The sequence below is a fragment of the Pseudarthrobacter xylosi genome (genome assembly GCF_055412765.1).
This window is the reverse complement of sequence record NZ_JBVAYT010000002.1, coordinates 319771-341891: the sequence shown is the minus strand read 5'-3', so window position 1 is coordinate 341891 and position 22121 is coordinate 319771. Positions and strand designations below refer to the sequence as shown.

At 65.5% G+C, this 22121-nt stretch carries 20 protein-coding genes; 13 read left to right on the top strand and 7 right to left on the bottom strand.

What is annotated here, in order from left to right; all coding sequences use genetic code 11:
- Positions 1-189 precede the first annotated feature (189 nt).
- Positions 190-1404: a serine/threonine-protein kinase gene (locus ACZY1F_RS05660; RefSeq protein ID WP_463940738.1), complete on the top strand. Its 1215-nt coding sequence runs from the start codon at positions 190-192 to the stop codon at positions 1402-1404.
- Positions 1401-1898: a hypothetical protein gene (locus ACZY1F_RS05655; protein ID WP_463940736.1), complete on the top strand. Its 498-nt coding sequence runs from the start codon at positions 1401-1403 to the stop codon at positions 1896-1898. Before ACZY1F_RS05660 ends, ACZY1F_RS05655 begins: the two co-directional genes overlap by 4 nt.
- A gap of 117 nt (positions 1899-2015) precedes the next feature.
- On the opposite strand, the gene ACZY1F_RS05650 is transcribed toward ACZY1F_RS05655, so the two are convergent.
- Both ACZY1F_RS05650 and ACZY1F_RS05645 read right to left on the bottom strand, forming a co-directional pair.
- On the bottom strand, positions 2016-4235 hold the full coding sequence (locus tag ACZY1F_RS05650; protein WP_463940734.1) for an NADP-dependent isocitrate dehydrogenase: 2220 nt from the start codon (positions 4233-4235) through the stop codon (positions 2016-2018).
- Positions 4236-4461: 226 nt separating this feature from the next.
- On the bottom strand, positions 4462-4797 hold the full coding sequence (locus tag ACZY1F_RS05645) for a hypothetical protein (RefSeq protein ID WP_463940732.1): 336 nt from the start codon (positions 4795-4797) through the stop codon (positions 4462-4464).
- Positions 4798-4922: 125 nt separating this feature from the next.
- On the opposite strand from ACZY1F_RS05645, the gene ACZY1F_RS05640 reads away from it, so the two are divergent.
- Positions 4923-5891, top strand: a complete 969-nt coding sequence (locus ACZY1F_RS05640; protein WP_463940731.1) for a trypsin-like serine peptidase — start codon at positions 4923-4925, stop codon at positions 5889-5891.
- Positions 5892-6201: 310 nt separating this feature from the next.
- Here the strand turns inward: ACZY1F_RS05640 and purH are convergent, their stop codons facing one another.
- A complete protein-coding gene (purH, locus tag ACZY1F_RS05635; protein WP_463940729.1) occupies positions 6202-7899 on the bottom strand; it encodes a bifunctional phosphoribosylaminoimidazolecarboxamide formyltransferase/IMP cyclohydrolase in 1698 nt (565 codons plus the stop codon).
- A gap of 142 nt (positions 7900-8041) precedes the next feature.
- Here purH and ACZY1F_RS05630 point away from each other — a divergent pair, with 142 nt between their 5' ends.
- Entirely contained in the window at positions 8042-9394 is a 1353-nt protein-coding gene (locus ACZY1F_RS05630) for an MFS transporter (RefSeq protein WP_463940727.1), read from the top strand.
- Positions 9395-9477: 83 nt separating this feature from the next.
- On the opposite strand, the gene ACZY1F_RS05625 is transcribed toward ACZY1F_RS05630, so the two are convergent.
- Both ACZY1F_RS05625 and purN read right to left on the bottom strand, forming a co-directional pair.
- On the bottom strand, positions 9478-10413 hold the full coding sequence (locus ACZY1F_RS05625) for a hypothetical protein (protein WP_463940726.1): 936 nt from the start codon (positions 10411-10413) through the stop codon (positions 9478-9480).
- A gap of 120 nt (positions 10414-10533) precedes the next feature.
- Positions 10534-11115: a phosphoribosylglycinamide formyltransferase gene (gene purN, locus ACZY1F_RS05620; RefSeq protein ID WP_463940724.1), complete on the bottom strand. Its 582-nt coding sequence runs from the start codon at positions 11113-11115 to the stop codon at positions 10534-10536.
- A gap of 39 nt (positions 11116-11154) precedes the next feature.
- Here purN and ACZY1F_RS05615 point away from each other — a divergent pair, with 39 nt between their 5' ends.
- The gene (locus ACZY1F_RS05615; protein ID WP_463940723.1) at positions 11155-11583 is read left to right on the top strand and encodes a hypothetical protein; all 429 of its coding nucleotides are present in this window, start codon (positions 11155-11157) and stop codon (positions 11581-11583) included.
- Between the two features lie 39 nt (positions 11584-11622).
- Here ACZY1F_RS05615 and ACZY1F_RS05610 read toward each other — a convergent pair whose 3' ends face one another.
- Entirely contained in the window at positions 11623-12939 is a 1317-nt protein-coding gene (locus tag ACZY1F_RS05610) for a cell division protein PerM (protein ID WP_463940722.1), read from the bottom strand.
- 72 nt (positions 12940-13011) lie between these two features.
- On the bottom strand, positions 13012-13713 hold the full coding sequence (locus tag ACZY1F_RS05605) for a hypothetical protein (RefSeq protein WP_463940721.1): 702 nt from the start codon (positions 13711-13713) through the stop codon (positions 13012-13014).
- A 132-nt stretch (positions 13714-13845) separates the two neighbouring features.
- Between ACZY1F_RS05605 and ACZY1F_RS05600 the strand changes: the two genes are divergently transcribed.
- From ACZY1F_RS05600 to ACZY1F_RS05565, 8 genes are all read left to right on the top strand, one after another.
- Positions 13846-14307, top strand: coding sequence for a DUF4383 domain-containing protein (locus ACZY1F_RS05600; protein WP_463940720.1), 462 nt, complete (start codon positions 13846-13848; stop codon positions 14305-14307).
- Between the two features lie 198 nt (positions 14308-14505).
- On the top strand, positions 14506-15342 hold the full coding sequence (locus ACZY1F_RS05595; protein WP_463940719.1) for an HNH endonuclease: 837 nt from the start codon (positions 14506-14508) through the stop codon (positions 15340-15342).
- A 166-nt stretch (positions 15343-15508) separates the two neighbouring features.
- On the top strand, positions 15509-16942 hold the full coding sequence (locus tag ACZY1F_RS05590; protein ID WP_463940718.1) for a flotillin family protein: 1434 nt from the start codon (positions 15509-15511) through the stop codon (positions 16940-16942).
- Positions 16935-17183 carry an NfeD C-terminal domain-containing protein gene (locus ACZY1F_RS05585; RefSeq protein WP_463916962.1) on the top strand — a complete coding sequence of 83 codons (249 nt, stop codon included), beginning with the start codon at positions 16935-16937 and terminating at the stop codon, positions 17181-17183. The genes ACZY1F_RS05590 and ACZY1F_RS05585 overlap by 8 nt, the downstream gene beginning before the upstream one ends.
- Before the next feature lie 88 nt (positions 17184-17271).
- On the top strand, positions 17272-18501 hold the full coding sequence (locus tag ACZY1F_RS05580; protein ID WP_463940717.1) for a glycosyltransferase family 4 protein: 1230 nt from the start codon (positions 17272-17274) through the stop codon (positions 18499-18501).
- Positions 18498-19886: a UDP-glucose dehydrogenase family protein gene (locus ACZY1F_RS05575; protein WP_463940715.1), complete on the top strand. Its 1389-nt coding sequence runs from the start codon at positions 18498-18500 to the stop codon at positions 19884-19886. The genes ACZY1F_RS05580 and ACZY1F_RS05575 overlap by 4 nt, the downstream gene beginning before the upstream one ends.
- Positions 19887-19945: 59 nt before the next feature.
- Complete coding sequence (locus ACZY1F_RS05570; protein ID WP_463940713.1) at positions 19946-20728, top strand: PAS domain-containing protein; 783 nt, start codon at positions 19946-19948, stop codon at positions 20726-20728.
- Between the two features lie 12 nt (positions 20729-20740).
- Entirely contained in the window at positions 20741-22087 is a 1347-nt protein-coding gene (locus tag ACZY1F_RS05565) for a putative bifunctional diguanylate cyclase/phosphodiesterase (protein WP_463940712.1), read from the top strand.
- Positions 22088-22121: the final 34 nt, after the last annotated feature.

The following is a 22121-nucleotide window of genomic DNA, read 5'->3' as shown; positions in this document are numbered from 1 at the left end:
TTCGAGAGAAGGCGGCCACCGGAGAGCTCAACTACCAGCACTTGTCCCTGTGACCGGAGGTCCGGCCGGGAAGGTCTCCATGACTTCCCAGCCGGGCCGTCGGCGTGCCGGCAAACGGCTTAAGGAACGCCCTACCGGCCGTTATTATTGGGGAAGAATAGTGCCGCAGCGCACCGGGAGGAACTGGTCATGGTGGCGGATTCGCCTAGCTCCATTGAGAATGAAGTGCTCGGCGGACGCTATCGGCTGGCGGACATCATCGGCCGCGGCGGCATGTCATCCGTCTACCGCGCCCGGGACGAAAACCTGGGCAGGGATGTCGCCCTGAAGCTCTTCGCCCCACAGGAACCGGATGCCAATGAGCTCAGGCGCCAGGAATCCGAAATCCAGCTGCTGGCAACGCTCAACCATCCCAGCCTGGTCACGCTGTTCGACGCAGGGATCGATACCCGTGTCCTGGACGAACCTCGCCTGTTCCTGACCATGGAACTCGTGGAGGGCCAGGACCTCCGCAGCCGGATCAGGCACAGTGCGGTGCCCCTGGACGAGCTTGCAGTCATCGGGGCGGGCGTAGCTGACGCGCTGGCCTACGTGCACAGCCTGGGCATCATCCACCGCGACATCAAGCCCGGAAACATCCTGCTTGTGCAGATCCGTCCGGGCGAGCCTTTGCGCCCCAAACTCACGGATTTTGGCATCGCCAGGATCGCGGACGCAGCCCGGCTGACCGCTACGGGAACCATGGTGGGGACGGCCGCTTATCTCAGTCCGGAGCAGGCCATGGGTTCTCCGTTGTCGCCCGCCACTGACATCTACTCGCTGGGTCTGGTTCTCCTGGAATGCGTCAAGCAGACCGTTGAGTTCCCGGGCAGCGCAGTTGAATCCGCAGTGGCCAGGTTGCACCGGACACCCGAGATCCCTGCTGACCTTCCGGCGGAGTGGGCCGATCTGATCCGTTCCATGACTGCCATCGACCCGCTGGAACGTCCCGTCGCGACCGACGTTGAATCCGTTCTGCGTCAGGCCCTGGTGTCACCCGTGTCAGCACCGGGCGAGCTCGAACCGGAGGCAACCCGAGTACTCCCCGCCATGCCATTCAGGGCGCCGTCCATCGTCATCACCGCGAAATCAGACCTGCCGGTAGTCCGGGCCAGCAAGACCCAACGGGACGCCACACGCCATTCCGACCCGCGCAGCTGGGTCCCGGACGTGTCCCGTCTCCGCCACACCGGACGGCGGTTCTGGACGGTCGTCGCCTTGGGCGTTCTCGCCGCCGGAGCAGCCGCAACGGCGCTGACCGTCAGCCTGGCACCTCAGCCAACGCCCGACGTCGTTCCTTACCCAGCCGTCACCGGCACCCTGGGCGACCACCTCAAGGAACTTCAGGAGAGCGTAAAACCATGAGCAGTGCACAGAATCACCCTTGGCGTTCCGCGGCAGCCCACAGCCTCACAGCTGCCACAGCGGTTCTGCTTGCCGGTTCGTTGGCAGCGTGCGGCCCGGCTGAGACCGGCCTTCAACGTGATGCCGCCCGCCAACTCCAGCAACGGGTCCTCCTCGTCAGCCAGGCCGCGGCCGTCAACGACTTGCCCGGCGGACTGGCAGCCTTGGATAGCCTCGAGGCCGATCTCGCGTCCGCTGCGGGGAGCGGACAGGTTACGGAGGAACGCCGGCGCAGCATCACCACGGCCGCTGCTGCTGTCCGCGCAGACCTGACGGTGGCCAAGGCCGCGGCCGACGCCGCAGCAGCGAAGGCTTCAGAAGACGCGGCCGCGGCACAAAATCAGGCAGAAGTGGATGCTGCTGCGTCTGAGGCCGCCAAGGTGGCCCCCGCACCTGCATCTCCGTCGTCTGATGAAGGCAAGGGAAATAAAGGCAAGGGCAAGGGCGACGACTGACGGACGGGCGGCCCATTTGGGTTATTAACCCACTTGTGCTTCATCCCGTGCGATCGAGTAGACGAAAGAGGCGGCGCTCCGGTTTCCCGGGGCGCCGCCTCTGTGGTTCGGTTCCGCTTAGTTCAGGGTCGCAATGACCTTATTCAGCGTGGCGGACGGGCGCATCACGGCCGAGGCCTTGGCCTCGTCCGGACGGTAGTAACCGCCGACGTCCACCGCTGAGCCCTGTACCGCGGCCAGTTCGCCGACGATGGTGTCCTCGTTGGAGGAAAGCTCCTTGGCCACAGCATCGAACGATGCCGCCAGTTCTGCATCCTCGGTCTGCTTGGCCAGCTCCTCGGCCCAGTAGCGGGCGAGGAAGTAGTGGCTGCCACGGTTGTCCAGCTCGCCGGCGCGGCGGCTCGGGGACTTGTTTTCCAGCAGGAAGGTTCCCGTGGCCTTGTCCAGGGTGTCTGCCAGGACCTGCGCACGGGCGTTGTCCGTGGTGGTGGCCAGGTGTTCGAAGCTGACGGCGAGTGCCAGGAATTCGCCCAGGCTGTCCCAGCGCAGGTGGTTTTCCTTGAGCAGCTGCTGGACGTGCTTGGGGGCAGATCCGCCGGCTCCGGTCTCGAAGAGTCCGCCACCGTTCATCAGTGGAACAACCGAAAGCATCTTGGCGCTGGTGCCCAGTTCCAGGATGGGGAACAAGTCCGTGAGGTAGTCGCGGAGCACGTTGCCGGAGACGGAGATGGTGTCCTCGCCCTTGCGGATGCGCTCCAGGGTGAAGGCCGTTGCCTTCACCGGGGACATGATTTCGATCTGCAGGCCCTCGGTATCGTGGTCCTTGAGGTATTCGTTGACCTTGGCAATGAGGTTGCGGTCGTGCGCGCGCGTCTCGTCCAGCCAGAACACTGCGGGCGTTTTGGAGGCGCGGGCGCGGGTGACGGCCAGCTTGACCCAGTCGCGGATGGGGGCATCCTTGGCCTGGCAGGCGCGCCAGATGTCACCGGGTGCAACCTCGTGTTCGATCAGGACGGCGCCGGAACCGTCAACGATCTGGACCGTGCCGGCTTCCTGGATCTCGAATGTCTTGTCGTGGCTGCCGTATTCCTCGGCCGCCTGGGCCATCAGGCCGACGTTCGGGACGGTGCCCATGGTGGTGGGGTCGAAGGCGCCGTGGGCGCGGCAGTCGTCCAGGACAACCTGGTAGATGCCGGCGTAGGAGCTGTCCGGAAGGACTGCCAGGGTGTCGGCTTCCCTGCCGTCCGGGCCCCACATGTGGCCGGAGGAGCGGATCATGGCGGGCATGGAAGCGTCAACGATGATGTCCGAAGGCACGTTGAGGCTGGTGATGCCCTTGTCCGAGTCCACCATGGCCAGGGCGGGGCCGTCGTCGAGGCCCTTCTGGATGAGCGCCTGCACTCCTTCACGCACGTCCTCCGGCAGCTCCTCGAGGCCACTCAGGATGGCGGCCAGGCCGTTGTTGGGGCTCAGGCCGGCGGCGGTCAGCTGCTTGCCGTAAGTCTCGAACAGTTCGGAGAAGTAGGCCTTCACCACGTGGCCGAAGATGATAGGGTCCGAGACCTTCATCATGGTGGCCTTCAGGTGGGCGGAGAAGAGAACGCCCTCTTCCTTGGCGCGTGCTACCTGGGCTGCCAGGAACTCGTCCAGCGCTGCGGCGCGCATGACGGTGCCATCAATGACTTCGCCGGCCAGCACGGGGAACGGCTTCTTCAGGACCTTGACCGAGCCGTCTTCGCGGACCAGCTGGATGGCTATGGTGCCGTCGGACGCGATGACCACGGACTTCTCGTTGGCGCGGAAGTCGTCAGCCGTCATGTATGCAACGTTGGTCTTGGAATCAGCGGACCAGGCGCCCATGGAGTGGGGGTTCTGGCGGGCGTAGTTCTTGACGGACAGCGGTGCACGGCGGTCCGAGTTTCCCTCGCGCAGGACCGGGTTCACAGCGGAGCCCTTGATCTTGTCGTAGCGGGAGCGGACGGCCGTTTCCTCGTCCGAGGAGGGGTTGTCCGGGTAGTCGGGCAGGTTGTAGCCCTGGCCCTGCAGCTCGGCGATGGCGGCCTTCAGCTGCGGAATGGAAGCGCTGATGTTGGGCAGCTTGATGATGTTGGCATCCGGCGTCTTCGCCAGTTCACCGAGTTCAGCTAGGGCATCACCGATCTGCTGTTCCGGGGTGAGGTAGTCACCGAACACGGAGATGATGCGGCCTGCGAGCGAAATGTCACGGGTCTCCACCTTCACACCTGCGGTCGAAGCAAACGCCTCGATGATCGGCAAAAACGAATAAGTAGCCAGCATCGGCGCTTCGTCGGTGTGGGTATAGATAATCTTGGACATGCGCGGGCGTCTCCCTGGAGGTCGGCTGATTTTTTGGAAATTTGTTCTATTTCACCTCCCTTAACTTACCCGAGGACAGGGCTTTGGACCGTACCGGGGCGGCCGGACGGCCCTGCATTACAGCGGATTGGGGCATGGTGGAACTCCCGACGGCGGTGCGCACCCGTGGCGGCAGGCCGCCGTCGCGCTTCACCTCCGGGAGCCACCGGCGCAGGTGAGGATCCAGTCAGCGCCGCTTGCGGGGTATGTCACTGGGCCACAGCTGTACGTATTTGAGGTCCTGGCGGCGCAGCTCCTCCGTCGCCGTGAACGAATGCACAGGATCTACGTCACGCAGTTGCACGGCTGCGGCGTAGGCCTCAACATCCGGGGAAGCACTTTGTCCACCCGCGGCTGTTACATGCCGGCCGTTGACGGCGGACCTTTGGGCGGACTTCCAGAAAACAATCACGATGGGACCCCAATTCGCTGAGAGTCCGGAGCCCAGATCGGACGTGCTGTATAGGAAAAATACCCTCCGGCCGCCGGTTTTGCCAGAGCTGCGGCACAAGTCTGCGGTCATCCACATCCGCCGCGGGTCCTACCGGCGGGCATCACTACTATGTACAAATTTGTCATGCGTGGATAAGTTCTAGGGGTCACGCCGCGGGCCGTCCCTGGCCCCCATCCGTTTTAGACAGGACCACAATGACGCGAACCAGCTCCCTGTCCACAAGCTTCCTGAGCCTTTCGGCAGCTGCCATCATTGCGCTGGTTGGCGCCGGGGGCGCACATGCTGCCCCCTCGGCGTCGGACGAAAAACCTGTAACTTCGGTTGCCCGAGCCGCAGCGGACAGCACTGGAGCGGCCGACTACTGGACATCAGACCGCATGCGCGCCGCGATTCCCGGTGATGTCTTGGCCGGCAGGGCGCTGGAACGCGGTAAGTCGTCCAGCGCCGCGAGCGTGCTGAAGGGGCCCAAAACCACGGTGACGGGCACCAAGGGCAAGCCCACGCTCGCGCAGCCTGCGGACCCGGTAGCCCACATCGGCAAGGTGTTCTTCACCCTCGGCGGCCAAAACTACGTCTGCTCCGGAAATGTCGTGTCGGCGTCGAACAAGAGCACAGTTGCCACGGCCGGACACTGCCTCAACGAGGGTCCCGGCACGTTCGCCACCAACTTCGTCTTTGTCCCCCAGTACAAGGACGGGGTGGCCCCCTACGGCGCGTGGACCGCCGGCGAGTACTTCACGCCTACCCAGTGGAGCAAGGATGGGGACATCAGCTACGACACCGGGTTTGCCGTGATGGACCCGCAAGACGACGGCACGTTGCTGGAGGACGCCGTTGGTGGCTCGGGCGTGGCATTCAATGAAGCCCGCGGCCTGCGGTACACCGCCTACGGCTACCCCGCCGCCAACCCCTTCAACGGCGAGCGGCTTTGGAGCTGCACCGGCACCGCTACCAATGACAAGACCAACCCGCAGTTCGGCACGCAGGGAATCCCGTGCGATATGACCGGCGGCTCTTCGGGCGGCCCGTGGTTCATTGGCAGCGGCTCCGACGAGTTCCAGAACTCCATCAACAGTTACGGCTACAGCCCGAAACCCGTGATGTACGGCCCGTACTGGGGCAGCGTCATCAAAGAGGCCTACGTCAGTGCCGCAGCAGCCTAGGAAAACCTCGCCCGACGACGCATCCGGGAACGGATCCGTCAGCCACAGCAAATCGGCCCAGACCCGCGAGGAGATCCTCGAGTACTGGACCAAACAGCGAATGGCCGCCGCAAAGCCCCGGGAGCTCCGGCTTCCGGAAGGGGGTCCGCGCCTCATGCAGCGGGGCGCGGACCCGATACAACGTCCTTCCTAAGTGCCCGTTAAAGCCCGACGGCGCCTGTCCCCTTGGTGGGGACAGGCGCCGTCGATGTTGGGCCCACGCCGGCAGGGTTCCCTGACCGGGCTTGCGAGGTTAGGGAGCCGGTGGGGATTAGTGGAAGAAGTGGCGGGCACCCGTGAAGTACATGGTGATGCCGGCCGCGTTGGCTGCGGCCACGACTTCCTCATCCCGGACGGAACCGCCCGGCTGCACCACGGCGCGTACTCCCGCGTCGATCAGGATCTGCAGCCCGTCAGCGAACGGGAAGAACGCGTCGGAGGCGCCGACGGCACCGTGGGCGCGCTGCGGTGCGCCGCTGGCGTTGGCGTTTGACGCACCGCCGGGGGCATCGCCCCCACTAGCGCTCCCGGACTCCACCGAAACGCCCAGCGTGTTGGCCCGCTCAACGGCCAGCTTGCAGGAATCGAGGCGGTTGACCTGGCCCATGCCGATGCCCACGGCCGCACCGTGGTTGGCAAGCAGAATGGCGTTGGACTTTGCGGCGCGGCAAGCGGTCCAGGCGAAGGCGAGGTCCGCGAGGGTCTTTTCATCAGCGGCTTCGCCGGCGGCGAGGGTCCAGTTGGCGGGGTTGTCGCCGTCGGCGTCCACCCTGTCGCTCATTTGTACCAGGACACCGCCGGAAACCTGGCGCATTTCGGCCGGGTAGCGCCCGTAGCCCTCGGGCAGGGCCAGCAGGCGGATGTTCTTCTTCTTGGCGAGGATCTCCACGGCCTCCGGCTCGAAGTCCGGGGCGATGACAACCTCGGTGAAAATGCCGGCAACGGTCTGTGCCATGGCGGCGGTGACCGTCCGGTTTGCAGCGATGACGCCGCCGAAGGCCGAGACGGGGTCGCAGGCGTGGGCCTTCGCGTGGGCATCAGCGATCGGGTCTGCAGCATCAGCGGAACCAACGGCGACACCGCACGGGTTGGCGTGCTTGATGATGGCTACGGCCGGCTCGGCGAAGTCGAACGCGGCGCGGAGGGCGGCGTCGGCGTCAACGAAGTTGTTGTAGCTCATGGCCTTGCCGTGCAGCTGGTCGGCCTGCGCGATGCCCGCCGGGGCTGCCTTGTCCACGTACAGCGCAGCCTGCTGGTGCGGGTTTTCGCCGTAACGGAGGACCTCGGAGCGCTCCAGCGACAGGCCGGCGTAGGCAGGCCAGTCGATAATGCCGTCGCCGTCTTCGTCCAGGAACTGGCTGGCAGTCCAGGTGGCCACGGCGTTGTCGTAGGACGCGGTGTGGGCGAACGCCTTGGCGGCCAGCCGGCGTCGGGTCTTCAGGTCAAAGCCGCCCTCAGCGGCGGCGGTGACCACGGAGCCGTAGAACGTGGGGTCAACAACAATGGCGACGGCGGCGTGGTTCTTCGCTGCCGACCGCACCATCGCGGGGCCGCCGATGTCGATCTGCTCAACGACATCGTCCTGCGCGGCGCCGGACTTCACGGTCTCAACGAACGGGTAGAGGTTCACCACCACCAGGTCGAAGGTTTCGATCTCCATGCCGGCGAGGGTTTCCATGTGCGCGGGGACGCGGCGGTCCGCCAGGATGCCGCCGTGGACGCGTGGGTGCAGTGTCTTGACGCGGCCGTCCAGCATTTCCGGGGACCCGGTCACTTCTTCCACTTCCTGGACCGGAATGCCGGCCGCGGCGATCTTCTTGGCTGTAGAACCGGTGGAGACGATCTTCACTCCGGCTGCGTGCAGGCCCTTGGCGAGCTCCTCCAGGCCGGTCTTGTCGTAAACCGAGATCAGCGCCCGGCGGATGGGAACACGGTCAATGGATACACGGTCAGGCTGCGTGACGCTCACAAAAAGTCTCCGTCTGATCTCGCGGAACAGTGCCGCGGTTGGTGGGGATAGGCCCAGTTTATCGTGTTGCACGGGTTGCCCCGATTGCCGGCAGCAGTGTGAACGTCAGTGGGCACGGTTAGAGTTTTCATAGGAGGCTGCGATGAATACTTACACCACTGTGCCCAGCGGCGAACAGGTGGTCCAGGAACTGCCCTGGCGTTGGAAAGTCCAGGGCAGGATCTTCGTGATCGGCGGCCTCGGCTTTATGTTTGATGCGTGGGACGTGACGCTCAACGGCATCCTCATCCCGCTGCTCTCGACGCACTGGGCCCTGGCTCCCGGCGAAGTGGCCTGGGTGGGTACGTCCAATCTGATCGGCATGGCCGTAGGCGCGTTTGTGTGGGGCACCGTCGCGGACACAATCGGGCGGAAGAAGGCGTTCACGGCCACGCTGCTGATCTTCTCGCTCTTCACCGTGCTGGGCGCGTTCTCCCCCGATTTTATCTGGTTCTGCGTGTTCCGCTTTATGGCCGGCTTTGGTCTGGGCGGCTGCATACCGGTGGACTACGCGCTGGTGGGTGAGTTCACCCCACGCAAGCAGCGAGGGAAAGTCCTCACCGCGATGGACGGCTGGTGGCCGGTGGGCGCGGCCCTCGCCGGCTTTGTGTCGGCCGGCCTCGTGGCGGTATTCGGCGACTGGAGGCTGACCATGCTGGTGATGGTGCTGCCTGCGCTCCTCGTGTTCTGGGTCCGGCGCAGCGTTCCGGAATCGCCGCTGTTCCTCATCCGCAAGGGCCGCCGCGACGAAGCGTCCAAGGTCATCGACGCCCTCGTGGCCGCAACCGGTGCCGAACCGCGCGCCTACAGCCTTCCCGACGCGCAGGAAGTCCCGCGGCTCTCCGCCGGCAGCGCCTGGCACCAACTACGGCTCGTGTGGCAGTTCAACTGGAAGATCACTGCCACCGCCTGGGCTCTGTTCTTCAGCATCCTGATGGTCTACTACCTGTCCCTGACGTGGATGCCACGGATCCTGATCGGCGCGGGATTCGCCGAATACAAGGCGTTTGTAACCACCGCGTCCATGGCGGCGGTTGGGCTTTTGGGCGTGGTTGTGGCCGCGCTGCTGGTGGAGCGTGTGGGCCGCAAATGGATCCTTGCCATCACGGGCCCGCTCTCTGCGCTGACCCTGGTGATCGTGGCGATTGTAGTGGACATCCCCACGGCGGCGGTGTTCTGGCTACTGGTGTTCGGCTTTGTGGTGCAGATAGCGATTCCGGTGCTCTACGCGTATGTGTCTGAGCTGTACCCGACCGAGCTCCGCGGCACGGGTTTCGGCTGGGCGTCAACATTCTCCCGGCTGGGGGCAGGTTTTGGGCCGCTCATTTTCGCGAACTACTTCTGGCCCGAGCTGGGCCTGGCCACGTCCTTCGCCCTGGCCGGCGGGCTGGTGCTGGTGGCTGTCCTGTGGATGGCGTTCTTCTCCCCCGAGACCAAGCAGCGCCGGCTCGAGTAGTCCCGGCGCCGCGCTCTCCCCCTTCCCCCAACTGAGTAGCAGCAGATGTCGTTCTGAGGGTTCAAACCGACATCTGCTGCTACTTACTTGGGCTCCCAGCCGCGGCTGAGCAAGGCTGAACGGACTTTGGCTACAGCGGCATGTGCCTCGCTCTCCATATGCCGTTTGGAGATCCTGACCATCACCCACCTGGCCCTGGCAAAGTCCTCTTCGCGCGCAATGTCGCGGACGATCTGCGCCGTCTCGGAATGGCCTTCGCCGTCGTACTCCACTGCAACTTTTTGTTTCCGATAGGCGAGATCGGGTTGACGTACGACGCCGCTGCCCAGTTCCACGGAAACGTTCAGTTGCGGTTCGGGCAGCCCGCGGTACTCCAGTGCCAGCCTCAGTTTGGTTTCCGGAGCGGAGTCGGACCCGATCCGCGCCTGTTCAAGGGCAAGCCGGGCCTTCTGAATTCCGGGCGTTCCTTTGTGCCGGTCGAGCATGTCTGCAAGGCCGTCCGGTGTTGCATACGGTTCCGCCCGGCCTTCGAACTCCGGCCTTGGAATCCGCAGCAGGTGGTCGGCCACCACTGTCAGCTCGTCAATGCTCATTTTCCGGGCACAATCCAGCCATGTCCTTGTCCGGGACGTGATGAGCAGGCCGTTGAGACTCACGATTTCATCGGCAAAGAACTGGCCGCGGTGGCCCCGAACCCCCGCCCGACGCGGAATGGCCATGGTGTCCGGCCTGGAGACGTGTGTGACGGGATCGTCCGTGCACGGTAGGAAACCTGGGAATGACCACAACGTGAAGGCTGTGGCGTGGGAAGCGGCCGAGAATTCCGTGACCAGGGTCAACGGCCGGACCACTGACGATAGTTCGACGACCGGCTGGTGCAGCGGCTGTCTGATCCCCCGGCTCGGCGCCCCCAGCGAGCGGTGCCGCAACCGCCCGACCGTTACCCCGGCGTCGGCCGCTTCCTGGAAGGTGAACGCGGCGGAACCCAGTGGTTCCGGCAGCGGCTGCGGAGTCTTCATTGGCCCATGGTGGCAAATTTCGTGCCGTCCCGCGGAAGTTATCCACAGGCATACCCCCACCGGCCCAACTGGGTAGCAGCAGATGTCGTTCTGAGGGTTCAAACCGACATCTGCTGCTACTTACTTGGGAGGGGCGTCCGCGGCGAGGGCCAGTTCTGCCAGCGTGTTGACCAGCAGGCGGCGCTCCACCACCTTGATGCGTTCGTGCAGGGATTCTTCGGTGTCGCCCGGTTCAATCGTGACGGCTTCCTGGGCGATGATGGGCCCTGTGTCCACTCCGGCGTCGGCCCAGTGCACCGTGCAGCCGGTGACCTTCACGCCGTAGGCCATGGCATCGCGGACGCCGTGGGCGCCGGGGAAAGCTGGCAGCAGGGCCGGGTGCGTGTTGAGGTACTTGCCGTTGAACGCCGCGATGAAGTCGGCGCTGACGATGCGCATAAATCCTGAGGAGACCACCACGTCCGGGGCGTAGGAAGCCACCCGGGCGGTCAGCGCGGCATCCCATTCGTCGCGCGTAGGGAAGGAGTTGAAGTTGACCACAAAGGTCTCCAGCCCGGCTTCCGAGGAGCGTTCGACGCCGTAGGTCCCCTCCCGATCGGCACCCACCGCCGCTATTTCCACGTCCAACTCCCCTGCCTTGACGGCGTCGATGACTGACTGGAGATTGGACCCGGTACCGGAAACGAGGACTACGATGCGCATGGGTCTAGCTTATGGGCACGCTCGCGTAGGCTGGAAAACATGAACAACACCCCGGAACCGGCTGGCCAACAGCGGACCAAAGAGCCTCTCAGCGAGGCCGCCAAGGGCTCGCTCGCCAAAACCCGCAACCTGTTCCGGATCTTCATTGTCACCGTGCTGGGCGCCTTCTTCGTCTACCAGCTCGACGTCAGTTACCTGTGGCTCACCGGCATCCTGACCGCCGCGAGCTTTGTGCTGGGTATCCTCCTGCTGGTCCGGTCGGCCACGCTCAAGGAGTCCAAGCTGGTCCTGTTCGGCACCATCTCCGGACTGGTGGTGTCGTTGATCCTGCTGCTGGTCATCCTGGCGACGGCCCTGTTCTTCCGCCAGGTCCAAGACTTCCAGACCTGCTCGCGGCAGGCTCTTACGGACCAGGCGCTCTCCAATTGCCGGGTCCAGCTGGAAGGCTCGCTGCCGGGACTCCGGTAGCAGCCACATAGGCACCACACCAGCCGCAGCACCGAAAGACTAGCGGCTCAGTTCCGCTTCCTCATCCACGTGCTGCTGGCGTTCCAACCACGGTCCGGCCGCGTAACCGATCACGACGCCGATGCCCACCTCCGCGGCAATCCAGAGTCCCATCCACAAGGGGTCGGGTCCGATGGAGGTGAGGCGGCCCAGGCCGGCAGAGCCGCGGGCCAGCCAGGCCAGCCCGGCAGCAAGCAGCCCGGACGCCACCCCAACCAGCGCGCCGAGGGCAAGCGTGGACACGGTGGCCGTGAACCAGCGCGCGTCCATCTTGATGGAGAGCCATTCGTCAAAGTGGTTTTCGCCTTCGCGCAGGAACCACCAGCCGGCCAGGACACCCGCCAGGACCGGTACCGCCAGGGCCACGAACCCGTAGTCCAGCGGACCTGACGGGATGGCAGCGAAGACTGGGATGGAGGGCAACGGCCCGGTGGCGGTGCCCAGCGGGCCCACCTGCGAACCCACGCCCAGGGCGAAGCCCGAGCCCGAGACCCACGCCAGCGCAAAAACCACGAGGTTGGGGAGGTACCCAAGTTGCGCGATGGTGAGCGCCGCACCCCCCACGGCGCCGGCGTCGAGCGCTTCATAGACCGAAATCACCAGGTTCCAGTGGATAAAAAGGTCCACGGCCAGGAGCACACCTGCGAGCGCAAACGCCGCCAGAAGGGCCACACACCCGGCCTTCGCCGCGGAACCCAAATAGGAGCCCGCCCAGCGCGAATGCTGGCTGGTGCGTGAGATCCAGTCCACGGCGTCGACGCCGATCAGCCGGCTCCATGAGCCTGCCTCGCGGCGGGCGCCGATCACCATGCCCAGGGCGAACGGGATCAGCGGGATAAGCATGGCGAACCAGATGTTTATGACGACGTCGGCGGTGCGGCACACAAAGGCGGTGGCCGCGCCGAATGCCGAGTAGACCACCCAGGACCCGAGCAGCGCCTGCCACAGCTGGTCCGTATAGGAGGCACGGGCCAGGCGCCGTCCCGCACGCCAGGCGAGCAGGAACGGAATCAGGGTCAGCCCGAGGGGCACCAGGGTCAGCAGGCCGGAGCCTGAACGGCCGGCCGCGCCAGCCTCACCGGAGACAACTGCGAGCTGCAGCGGCACCCCGTGAATCAGCAGCCAGCCCTGGCCGGCGAGACGGGCCAGGGCATCAAAGGCGGTGTTCTGGAAACCCGCCGTGGCCCATACGGCCACAATGGGAACCACCGCCAGGAGCGCGGAGATGATGGCGGCCTGCGCCGTTTCGAGGCCTCCCTGCAGCCACAAGGGCATGGGAAGGCCACGGTCTCCGGTCTGATCAGCGCGCAGTTTCATCGTGTCCCATGGTGTCACGGCCGGGCCGTCGGACCGGGCTTCGACAGGCTCATTCTCCCTGCGAGACGTGCCTCACCAGAGTTCGTAGTCCGCCGCGCTGAGCATAAAGCCGCTCCCGGTGCGGAGGTGCGCGCAGTCCATCCGGCCCGGCTCCCGCGAACACACCATGTTGCCGATCCGGACCGTCTGCCCGTCCTCGATCCACGGTCCGGGAAACGTTGGCCCGGCCGCCGCCTCCGCTTCCATCGGCGAGACGCCGTCCCCGCACAGGCCGTACTGCGCGCCGCCGTCCACCGTGACCACCGCATAGCCGCCGAAGTACTGGCTCAGCCCGGCGCACTGGCCCTTGATGTCGCCAGGACGCGGCGCCACGTCGCTAAGGAGGTGGCACGCCGCACCTTCGGCCCCGATGGAACACTGCATGTCCTTGTTCAGAGACTGCAACACCACCGGCAGTGTGGCCCGCCACGGCTTCACATTCACCTTGGGCAGGAGCTCCTCCGCGCGGTTCAGGGGCCGGCCGGCAGGCGTTCCCGGCGAAGTTCCCGGCGGAGTTCCCGGCGAAGCAGCGGGCGACGACGGCGGGACGGCCGCCGCCGGTGATGGCGCCGTCGTCGGGCGTTCAGTGTGTCCGGGCGCCCCGTCCGGGTCGCTCACCAGCAGCGCGCCGACGGCCGGCGCCCTGCCCTCCGGGACCGTGACGCTGCAGGCCGCGGCGAGGAGCACAAGTGCAGCCGCTAGCACGGCACGGGCGAGGAGTGGAAAGGATGGCATAGTGCTCCCAGTCCAGCAGAAGTCCCCCATTCTGTCGCTGGGCAGAAGTCCCCATTCGGTCTTGTTCCGGCGCTTTTTCCACAGGTCCGCCGTAAAATTGGAATGTCCGCAATCACGGTTGGAGGCAGAAAAATGACTACCGCATCCCCACATGCACACGGCGTTCATTTCGGGCGCGCAGACGTCCAGAACGCCGGCCTGGGAGCAGGTATTGTCTTGTTGTTGGTGGGTATCCTGGGCTTTATCCCCGGCGTCACCACTCAGTACAGCGAATTGATGTTCCTGGGACCTGATTCCCATGCAATGTTCCTTGGCCTGTTCCAGGTGTCCATGTTGCTCAATATTGTGCAGCTGGCCATCGGCGCAACGGGCGGGGCGATGTCCCGGACCGAACATGGTGCACGGAACTTCCTCATCGGAGCAGGCGCGCTGTACATCGTCCTCGCCATTTTCGGTCTCAGTGTCGGTGTGGGTTCGGCGGCCAATTTCCTGTCGTTCAACATGGCTGACAACTGGGCCCACTTGGTTCTGGGCGTCGTAATGGTTGCCTGTGGCTGGCTGTTCTCACGGAACATGTCCGGCGAGAGGAAATAGCCCGGGAATGACAAGCCGGGAAACAGGAGCCGCGAATGAGAAATGATCCTTAAGTTCTGAATTTTCGTCCTACTCGCCGGTGCAGTTGCCGCGTTCCGCGAACGGCTGCACCGGCTTCTTTGTGCCCGACGGTGCGCGAAGCTCCGGCGGTGCGCGGCTAGGGGCCGCACAGAGTATGGAGCCTGCAACAATGGCCCCATGAGCGACATCATCATGGGCTGGGACCCGGCCCGCCGGAACCGCTGGAACTACGCGGCTGTTGTTGAACAGGTCGCCATGACAGGGCTGCGACTGGAGCCCTGTCGCGTGAACCGTAGCGTTGCCGCCGGCACTAGCGTGTGGCTGGTCCTGCTGGGAGCGCACGGTCCCGGTTTGATGGGCCATGGCGTAGTCCTGTCGGAGTCCGAGCCCACCCCGGATCAGCCCGGATTCACCGTGCCGGTGGCCTTCGATGCGCTCCTGCCTCTGGGCGACCACGTGCCCGCGGCGGTCCTCGACGAAGCGGTGCCTGGCGTCGCGTGGGACACTGCCGAAACCGAGGGAATCGCGCTCGGGCCCGGCGATGCGGCGGCCATCCGCGGCGTTTGGGCCACTCACGGGCCGGTGCAAGGACCGGACCCCACCCAGCCTGTGCCCGGCACCTACCCCGACAACGCCGTCGTGCGTGTCACCGCCAACCGCTACGAGCACGACCCCGTGGCGCGAAGGGCCTGCATCGCGCACCGCGGCACCAACTGCGCGGCCTGCGGGTTCTCCTTCGAGCTGGCGTACGGGGACCTCGGCAAGGACTTTATCGACGTCCACCATGTGGTGCCAGCGTCCCAGCTTGGCGGCGGCTACCTGCTGGACCCGCTCACGGACCTGGTCCCGCTGTGCCCCAACTGCCACGCTATGGCACACCACGGGGTGAACCCGCCGCGCACGGAAGCCGAGCTGCGGCACATCATGGCCACCGCCGGTTTCCTCCGCGGAACCACCGTTGCCCCTGAGGAGATCGAGGCCCAGCGGGTTGCCCGCGAGATCCTCGGCAAATAATCAACAGCCCATACTCTGGACTCTTGGGCAGGTGCGAACGAGACTGTCTACAACAGCTGGCCACGCTGACCGGAATTGCACGCACGCAAACCGGCAGGGCCTGATCAGCTGCATTTATTGGGGCTGTGCGGCGAGGCCTTTTCCGCACCCGTGAAAGGACCTCGTCATGCCGGACCTGTCAGCATTCTTCCCGCTTCTTGCTGCGATTATCGGGGCAATACTGGTGGTCGGTGTGGTGTGGGGAGCCATCAAACTGATGTGGAAGGTGGCGGAGCCCAATGAGGCCCTGATCATCTCCGGCCTGACCCGCGGAACCCTGGAAACCCGGGCCGGTATGGACTTCAAGATTGTCACCGGAAAGGGCGCCCTGGTATTTCCGGGCCTGCAGACCGTCCGCACGCTTTCCCTGACGCTGAATGAAACAGAACTCAAGGTTTCCTGCGTGACCTCCCAAGGCATCGAGGTGATTGTTGAAGGCGTTGTGATTTACAAAATCGGTGACGCACCGCCGTTTATCGCAAACGCGGCCAGGCGTTTCCTGGGCCAGCAGCCCAAAATGGAAAGCCAGGTGTACAACGTCTTTGAGGGCCACCTGCGCTCCATCATCGGCAGCATGACCATGGAAGAGATCATCCGCGAACGGGACAAACTCGGTTCCCAGGTCCGCAGCGCCAGCGGGGTGGAAATGGAGAAGCTGGGGCTCGTGGTGGACTCGCTGCAGATCAAGGACCTGCAGGACCCCACGGGGTATATCCAGAACATCGCCAAGCCCCACATAGCCCAGGTCAAAATGGAGGCCCGAATCGCCGAAGCCACCCGGAACCGTGAGGCGGCTGAGAAGGAAGCCGAGGCGGCTGCCCTGATCGCGGACGCGCAGAGCCTTTCGGCCATCCGCCAGTCGGTGGCGCAGGCGAACGCCGAGCGGGCCAAAGCCGAGGCCGCCCAGGCGGGACCGCTGGCGGATGCGACAGCCAGGCAACACGTCGTCGTCCAGGAAACGGAAGTGGCCAAACTTGAGGCGGACAGGGAGGAGCAGAAGCTCCAGACCACGGTCCGGAAGCCCGCCGATGCCAAGGCGTACGCCAAGCGGACCGACGCCGAGGGCCAGAAGGCGGCGGACATCAGCGCCGCCGAAGCGCTGGCCCGCCGCACGGAACTTGAAGCCCAGGCGAATGCCCGCCGCACGGAATTGACTGCCCAGGCGAACGCCACTGCCGCGGCGGCTGCGGCCGGAGCCACAAAGGTCACCGGCGAGGCCGAAGCCGCTGCCACCCGGGCCCGCGGTGACGCCGCGGCCTCCGCCATCAAAGCCAAGGCGCTGGCCGAGGCGGACGGCATCAAGGCGCGGGCCGAAGCGCTCGGGACCAACCAGGACGCCGTCATTTCGCAGCAGCTGGCCGAAAACATGCCGGCCATCATCGCCGCAGCCGCCGAGCCTTTCTCCCACGTAGGCCAGATGACCGTGCTGAACGGCGGCGAGGGGGTCAACAAGATGCTGGGCGGCATCCTGGCCCAGGTGGGCGATTACCTTCCGGCATTGTCCTCGGCGCTGAAGAACAACCGGGAAGGTAAGCGCCCCGAGAAAGCCCCCGATGCATAAAAACGTTGACCGGAGCCTGACCGGCAAGATCGGCCGCGTGACGGGTCGCATTGGGCCCGGAACGCTTGGCGAGGTCATGCTGCCCTACCTGGGCGGCACCAACGCGTTCCATGCCCGCCCCTTCGACAAGACGAGCGTCTTCGCAGTGGGCGACGAAGTGCTGGTCATCTATTTCGAGCCACCGCAAACCGTCTATGTGGACGAACTCCCGGACGTGCTGCGGCACGGCGAGGGCGGCTGACCCCTAACGCTGATCTGTTAACCAAACCTTTCCCTCGACTCAACCCGGGTGACCCCGCACCGACAGGCGCCGCACCCACCGTGGAGGGGTGAGGATCGCAATTGTTGCCGAGTCATTCCTGCCGCTGATGAATGGGGTGACCCACTCCATCCTGAGGGTGCTTGAACACCTGGAGGACCAGGGCCACGAGGTCCTGGTCATCGCCCCTTCCACCCATGCGGTGGCCGAGTTCGCGGGACCGGCCGAGGTAGTTCACGGCGCAAAAGTGCACCGGGTTCCGGCCGTTCCACTGGCCGGCTACACCAACGTGCGAGTGGCGATGGGCGGTGTGTACCGGGTCAAGCGAATCCTTGCCGACTACGCACCCGACGTTGTCCACCTCGCATCGCCGTTTATCCTCGGGTGGCGGGCAGTGCAGGCCGCGCATCAGTTGGGGATCCCCACCATAGCCATCTACCAGACCGAGGTTCCCAGCTACGCCGCCCGGTACGGTGTGCCGTTCCTGGAGAACTGGGCGTGGAACCGGGTGGAGAACATCCACCTGCTGGCCACCCGGACCCTGGTGCCGTCCACTTTCGCGCTGAACCAGTTGCGCGGCCGCGGGATTCCGCGGGTGGGCATGTGGCGTCGCGGTGTGGATACCGCGCGGTTTTCGCCGGAACGGCGCGACGCCGGGTGGCGGGCAACGGTTGCCCCCGGCGGTGAGCGGATCATTGGCTACGTGGGCCGGCTGGCCATCGAAAAACAGGTGGAGGACCTCGCCGCGCTCGCCAACGTCCCGAATTCCAGGCTGGTGATTGTGGGCGACGGACCCCAGAAGTCCGCCCTGCAGGAGGCCTTGCCGGACGCCGTGTTCACCGGTTTCCTGGGCGGTGAGGAGCTGGCGAAGGCGGTGGCGTCCTTCGATCTTTTTGTCCATCCCGGCGAGTTCGAAACGTTCTGCCAGACCATCCAGGAGGCCATGGCATCGGGGGTACCGGTGGTCGCTACAGGCCGCGGTGGGCCCCTGGACCTGGTGGAAAACTCCCGCACCGGCTGGCTGTACCGGCCCGGCGACCTGGCCGGGCTGCGTGCGCACGTCATGGACCTGATGGGCGACGACGCCAAGCGCCGCGCGTTCGCCACGGCAGCGCACGCCTCGGTCCAGGCCCGGACATGGCCGGTGCTCAGCGCAGAACTGGTCCGTCATTACGGATCAGTAATCGCCGGCGAACCAGTGCTTGAGCCTGTCCTCCCGGTGGTAGGGCCTGTCGAAACCACAAGCCGTCGCAGCACGGTGGTTGAGCCAGTCCAATCCAGAAGTGGAGCATCCCTGTGAAAATTTCGGTGATCGGCTGCGGCTACCTCGGCGCGGTGCACGCCGCCACGCTCGCATCCATGGGCCACACCGTGGTGGGTATCGACGTGGACGCCACCAAAGTGGACCAGTTGGGCCGCGGCCTGGCCCCCTTCTTCGAACCCGGCCTGGACGAACTGCTCCGCGACGGACACAGCACCGGCCGCCTCAAGTTCTCCACCGACGTCGCCGCTGCCGCCGGCGCCCAGGTCCACTTCCTGTGCGTCGGGACACCGCAGTCCAGAGTGTCCGACGGCGCCGACCTCACCTTCCTCGTTTCAGCCACCGAGGCGCTGCTCCCGCACCTGGCGAGGGGCGCCGTCGTCGTTGGTAAATCAACGGTGCCCGTGGGCACGGTGGACATGCTCCAGGGCGTCCTCGCGGGGCGGCCGGACGTGCAGCTGGGCTGGAACCCGGAGTTCCTGCGCCAGGGCACCGCGGTGAAGGACTCACTGGTGCCGGACCGGCTGGTCTACGGCGTGCCGGGCGGACGCACTGCGGCCTTTAACCCCAAGACCGGGGCGCCGCGTGCGGTGACGGCTGCGCTGGATGCCGTGTATGAGCCGCTGCTGAACGCCGGCATTCCGCGCCTGGTGTGCAACTTTGCCACGGCGGAACTGATCAAGTCGGCCGCCAACGCTTTCCTGGCCACCAAGGTCAGCTTCATCAACGCCATCTCCGAACTGTGCGACGCGTCCGGCGCGGACGTGGGTGAACTCAGCGAGGCTATGGGCATGGACCCGAGGATCGGCAACCGCTACATGCATGCCGGGCTGGGCTTCGGTGGAGGGTGCCTGCCCAAGGACATCCGCAGCCTCCGCAGCCAGGCCGCCGCGCTGGGCGTGGACCTGGTCAACGACTGGATGGGTGTGGTGGATGCCATCAACGTCCGCCAGCGGACCCGGACAGTGACCCTGGCCGCGGAACTGTGCGGAGGCGGGCTCTCCGGACGCGCCATCACCATCCTCGGCGCCTCCTTCAAACCCGAGACCGACGACATCCGCGACTCCCCCGCTCTGGACGTCGCGGCCCGGCTGGCAGCCGCCGGCGCGCACGTAACGGTGACCGACCCGAAAGCCGTGAACCACGCGTGGCTGCGGTATCCGCAACTGCGGTTCGAAGCCTCCGCAACGCGGGCTTTGGAGGGTGCGGAGCTGGTCTTGCTGCTCACCGAGTGGGACGAATACCAGCGCCTGAGCCCCATTGCTGCGGGAGACCTGGTGCGGCGGCGCGTGATCCTGGACGCCAGGAACGTGCTCGATGCCGGCGCCTGGCAGGCAGAGGGATGGGTGGTCCGCGGGCTGGGCACCAACGCGGGTGCCAGTCAGGTTTCCGGGGCCCGCCTCACGGGAGTGCGTAACTATTAGCCCGTTTTCGTACCGCGATCACAACGGGCACTTTATGATGTGCGTGGGGGTGGTAGCGCATGGGGGGTTCCAGGCGGCAGGACAAGGATCTGGGGGCGCGGAGTTTCGGCGCGTTTCTTGATGCCAGCCCGGATGCGCTTCTGGCCGTCAACGCGGACGGCACCATCAAAATGGCCAACGCGCAAGCCAGCAGGCTGTTCGGCTACACACGCGATCAGCTGATCGGAAGCGACCACTGGCGGCTCCTCTCAGACGGCTTCCGGAATGAAACGCGGCTGCTTCACGAGCACCTGCAGGCGAAGCCGGATGAACCGCAACCGCCGCGGGAAATCTTCGGACTGCATCGGGACGGCACAGAGTTCGCTGCCGAGGTGGCAGGCTCGCTGCTGGAGCACGGCGGTTCGCAGGTTTTGCTGGTCTCAGTCCGGAGCACCGAACACCGCAAAGGAGCTGACGCCGACCTCCGCGAGGCCATGTCGCTGCTGACGGCCACCCTCGAATCCACGGCGGACGGCATCCTGGTGATCAGCTCCGATGGCAGTATTGCCGGATCCAATGACCAGTTCCTGAAAATGTGGGGCATTCCGCCCGAGTTACTGGACGGCGAGACTGAAGACCCCATCATGCGCCTCATCGTCTCCCAGGTTGCGGATCCGGAGGCCTTTTTGGCCCGGCTCGCAGAGGTTGCGGAAAACCCGGGGGCCGAAAGCCACGACGTGCTGGACTTCAAGGATGGCAGAACCTTCGAACGGTATTCCCGGCCCCAACGGGTGGGCGAGAGGATCGCGGGCCGGGTGTGGAGCTTCCGCGATGTCACGCCGCGCAGGCTGGCGCAGGAGTAAGCCGAGCAGGCCATGACTGATTTGGCGGCCCAGGCGGAACAGCTGCGGGCCCTGGCTTTCCAGGATCCGCTCACCGGGCTGGCCAACCGGGCGGTGTTCAACCAGTCCCTCACAGCGGCTCTCGCCGAGCCACGCCTTAAGACTGTGGATGTCCTGCTTATTGACCTGGACGATTTCAAGGAAGTCAACGACATCCTTGGCCACCAGGCAGGCGATGACATGCTGATGGAAGTGGGACGCCGGCTCCGCGGCTGCGTGCCCACCGCGGACGTGGTGGCCCGCCTCGGCGGCGACGAGTTTGTGGTGCTGCTGACGGCCTGCCCCGACGCCGATGCCATAGCAGCGTGCATCGTCCGCTGCCTGCACGTGCCCGTGACCATCAACGGCACGTTGCTGCGGCCGAGCCTCAGCCTGGGGCTCGCCTCCATTGGCAAGGAGCCAATGGTCGCCTCCGAATTGCTTCGCGAGGCGGACATCGCCATGTATGCGGCCAAGGCTGCCGGAAAGAACCGCTTCCTGCGCTTCCATCCGGACATGATGACTGCCCTGGTGCAGCGCACGGAGATGGAAGCGGGACTGCAGCTCGCGGTCACCCGGGGCGAGATCTCCGTGGCCTTCCAGCCGATTGTCTCCCCGCGGACCGGGCAAACGGTCCAGTTCGAGGCCCTGGCCCGGTGGGACCACTACGGCGAGCGGATCCCGCCGTCGGATTTTATCCCGATGGCGGAGCGCAGCGGCCTGATCGGCGAAATCGGCAACGAAGTGATGGGGCTCAGCCTGGTGCAGCTGGCGCCGTGGCTGTGCGAGGACCCATCGCGGTCGCTCGCGGTGAACGTGTCCGGCATGCAGCTGCAGGAACCGAATTTTGCCGACGGTGTCCTTCACCTGGCAGCGGCTTGTGGCGTGGGCGCGTACCAGCTGGTCCTGGAAGTCACCGAAAGCGTGTTTTTCGACCCCGACAGCGGCCTGATTCGCCAGCTCAGCAGCCTGCGGGAGGCAGGCGTTCGGGTGGCCCTGGATGACTTCGGCACAGGCTATTCGTCGCTGGGACGGCTGCAGGACCTGCCGGTGGACACCGTGAAAATCGACCGCACCTTTGTGTCCATGGTGCGGACAGGTCGGGAACGGCTGCCCATCCTCAGCTCCATGATCAACATGGCCCACAGCCTGGGCCTGACCGTCACCGCCGAGGGCGTCGAAACGGCGGTGCAGGCTGACTACCTCACAGCTCTGGACTGCGACTCGTTGCAGGGGTACCTGTTCTCGCTGCCGGAGTCCGGCCACCGGTTGGAGCTAGCCGGCCGGCAGGCCGAAGACGCGCTGGCAGCCCTGGCGGCCCGGCGGCCAAAGACCGGCTGAGCTGAACATGCATCCCACTGCGCGAGGACAATGA

Coding starts and splice junctions, on each gene's coding strand:
- ACZY1F_RS05610 (WP_463940722.1), bottom strand. CDS start 12,939: ATGAAACTGCGCGCTGATCAGACCGGAGACCGTGGCCTTCCCATGCCC.
- ACZY1F_RS05640 (WP_463940731.1), top strand. CDS start 4,923: ATGACGCGAACCAGCTCCCTGTCCACAAGCTTCCTGAGCCTTTCGGCA.
- ACZY1F_RS05630 (WP_463940727.1), top strand. CDS start 8,042: ATGAATACTTACACCACTGTGCCCAGCGGCGAACAGGTGGTCCAGGAA.
- ACZY1F_RS05615 (WP_463940723.1), top strand. CDS start 11,155: ATGAACAACACCCCGGAACCGGCTGGCCAACAGCGGACCAAAGAGCCT.
- ACZY1F_RS05655 (WP_463940736.1), top strand. CDS start 1,401: ATGAGCAGTGCACAGAATCACCCTTGGCGTTCCGCGGCAGCCCACAGC.
- ACZY1F_RS05585 (WP_463916962.1), top strand. CDS start 16,935: ATGCATAAAAACGTTGACCGGAGCCTGACCGGCAAGATCGGCCGCGTG.
- ACZY1F_RS05625 (WP_463940726.1), bottom strand. CDS start 10,413: ATGAAGACTCCGCAGCCGCTGCCGGAACCACTGGGTTCCGCCGCGTTC.
- ACZY1F_RS05570 (WP_463940713.1), top strand. CDS start 19,946: ATGGGGGGTTCCAGGCGGCAGGACAAGGATCTGGGGGCGCGGAGTTTC.
- ACZY1F_RS05645 (WP_463940732.1), bottom strand. CDS start 4,797: ATGACCGCAGACTTGTGCCGCAGCTCTGGCAAAACCGGCGGCCGGAGG.
- ACZY1F_RS05595 (WP_463940719.1), top strand. CDS start 14,506: ATGAGCGACATCATCATGGGCTGGGACCCGGCCCGCCGGAACCGCTGG.
- ACZY1F_RS05660 (WP_463940738.1), top strand. CDS start 190: ATGGTGGCGGATTCGCCTAGCTCCATTGAGAATGAAGTGCTCGGCGGA.
- ACZY1F_RS05650 (WP_463940734.1), bottom strand. CDS start 4,235: ATGTCCAAGATTATCTATACCCACACCGACGAAGCGCCGATGCTGGCT.
- ACZY1F_RS05590 (WP_463940718.1), top strand. CDS start 15,509: ATGCCGGACCTGTCAGCATTCTTCCCGCTTCTTGCTGCGATTATCGGG.
- ACZY1F_RS05605 (WP_463940721.1), bottom strand. CDS start 13,713: ATGCCATCCTTTCCACTCCTCGCCCGTGCCGTGCTAGCGGCTGCACTT.
- purN (WP_463940724.1), bottom strand. CDS start 11,115: ATGCGCATCGTAGTCCTCGTTTCCGGTACCGGGTCCAATCTCCAGTCA.
- ACZY1F_RS05600 (WP_463940720.1), top strand. CDS start 13,846: ATGACTACCGCATCCCCACATGCACACGGCGTTCATTTCGGGCGCGCA.
- ACZY1F_RS05565 (WP_463940712.1), top strand. CDS start 20,741: ATGACTGATTTGGCGGCCCAGGCGGAACAGCTGCGGGCCCTGGCTTTC.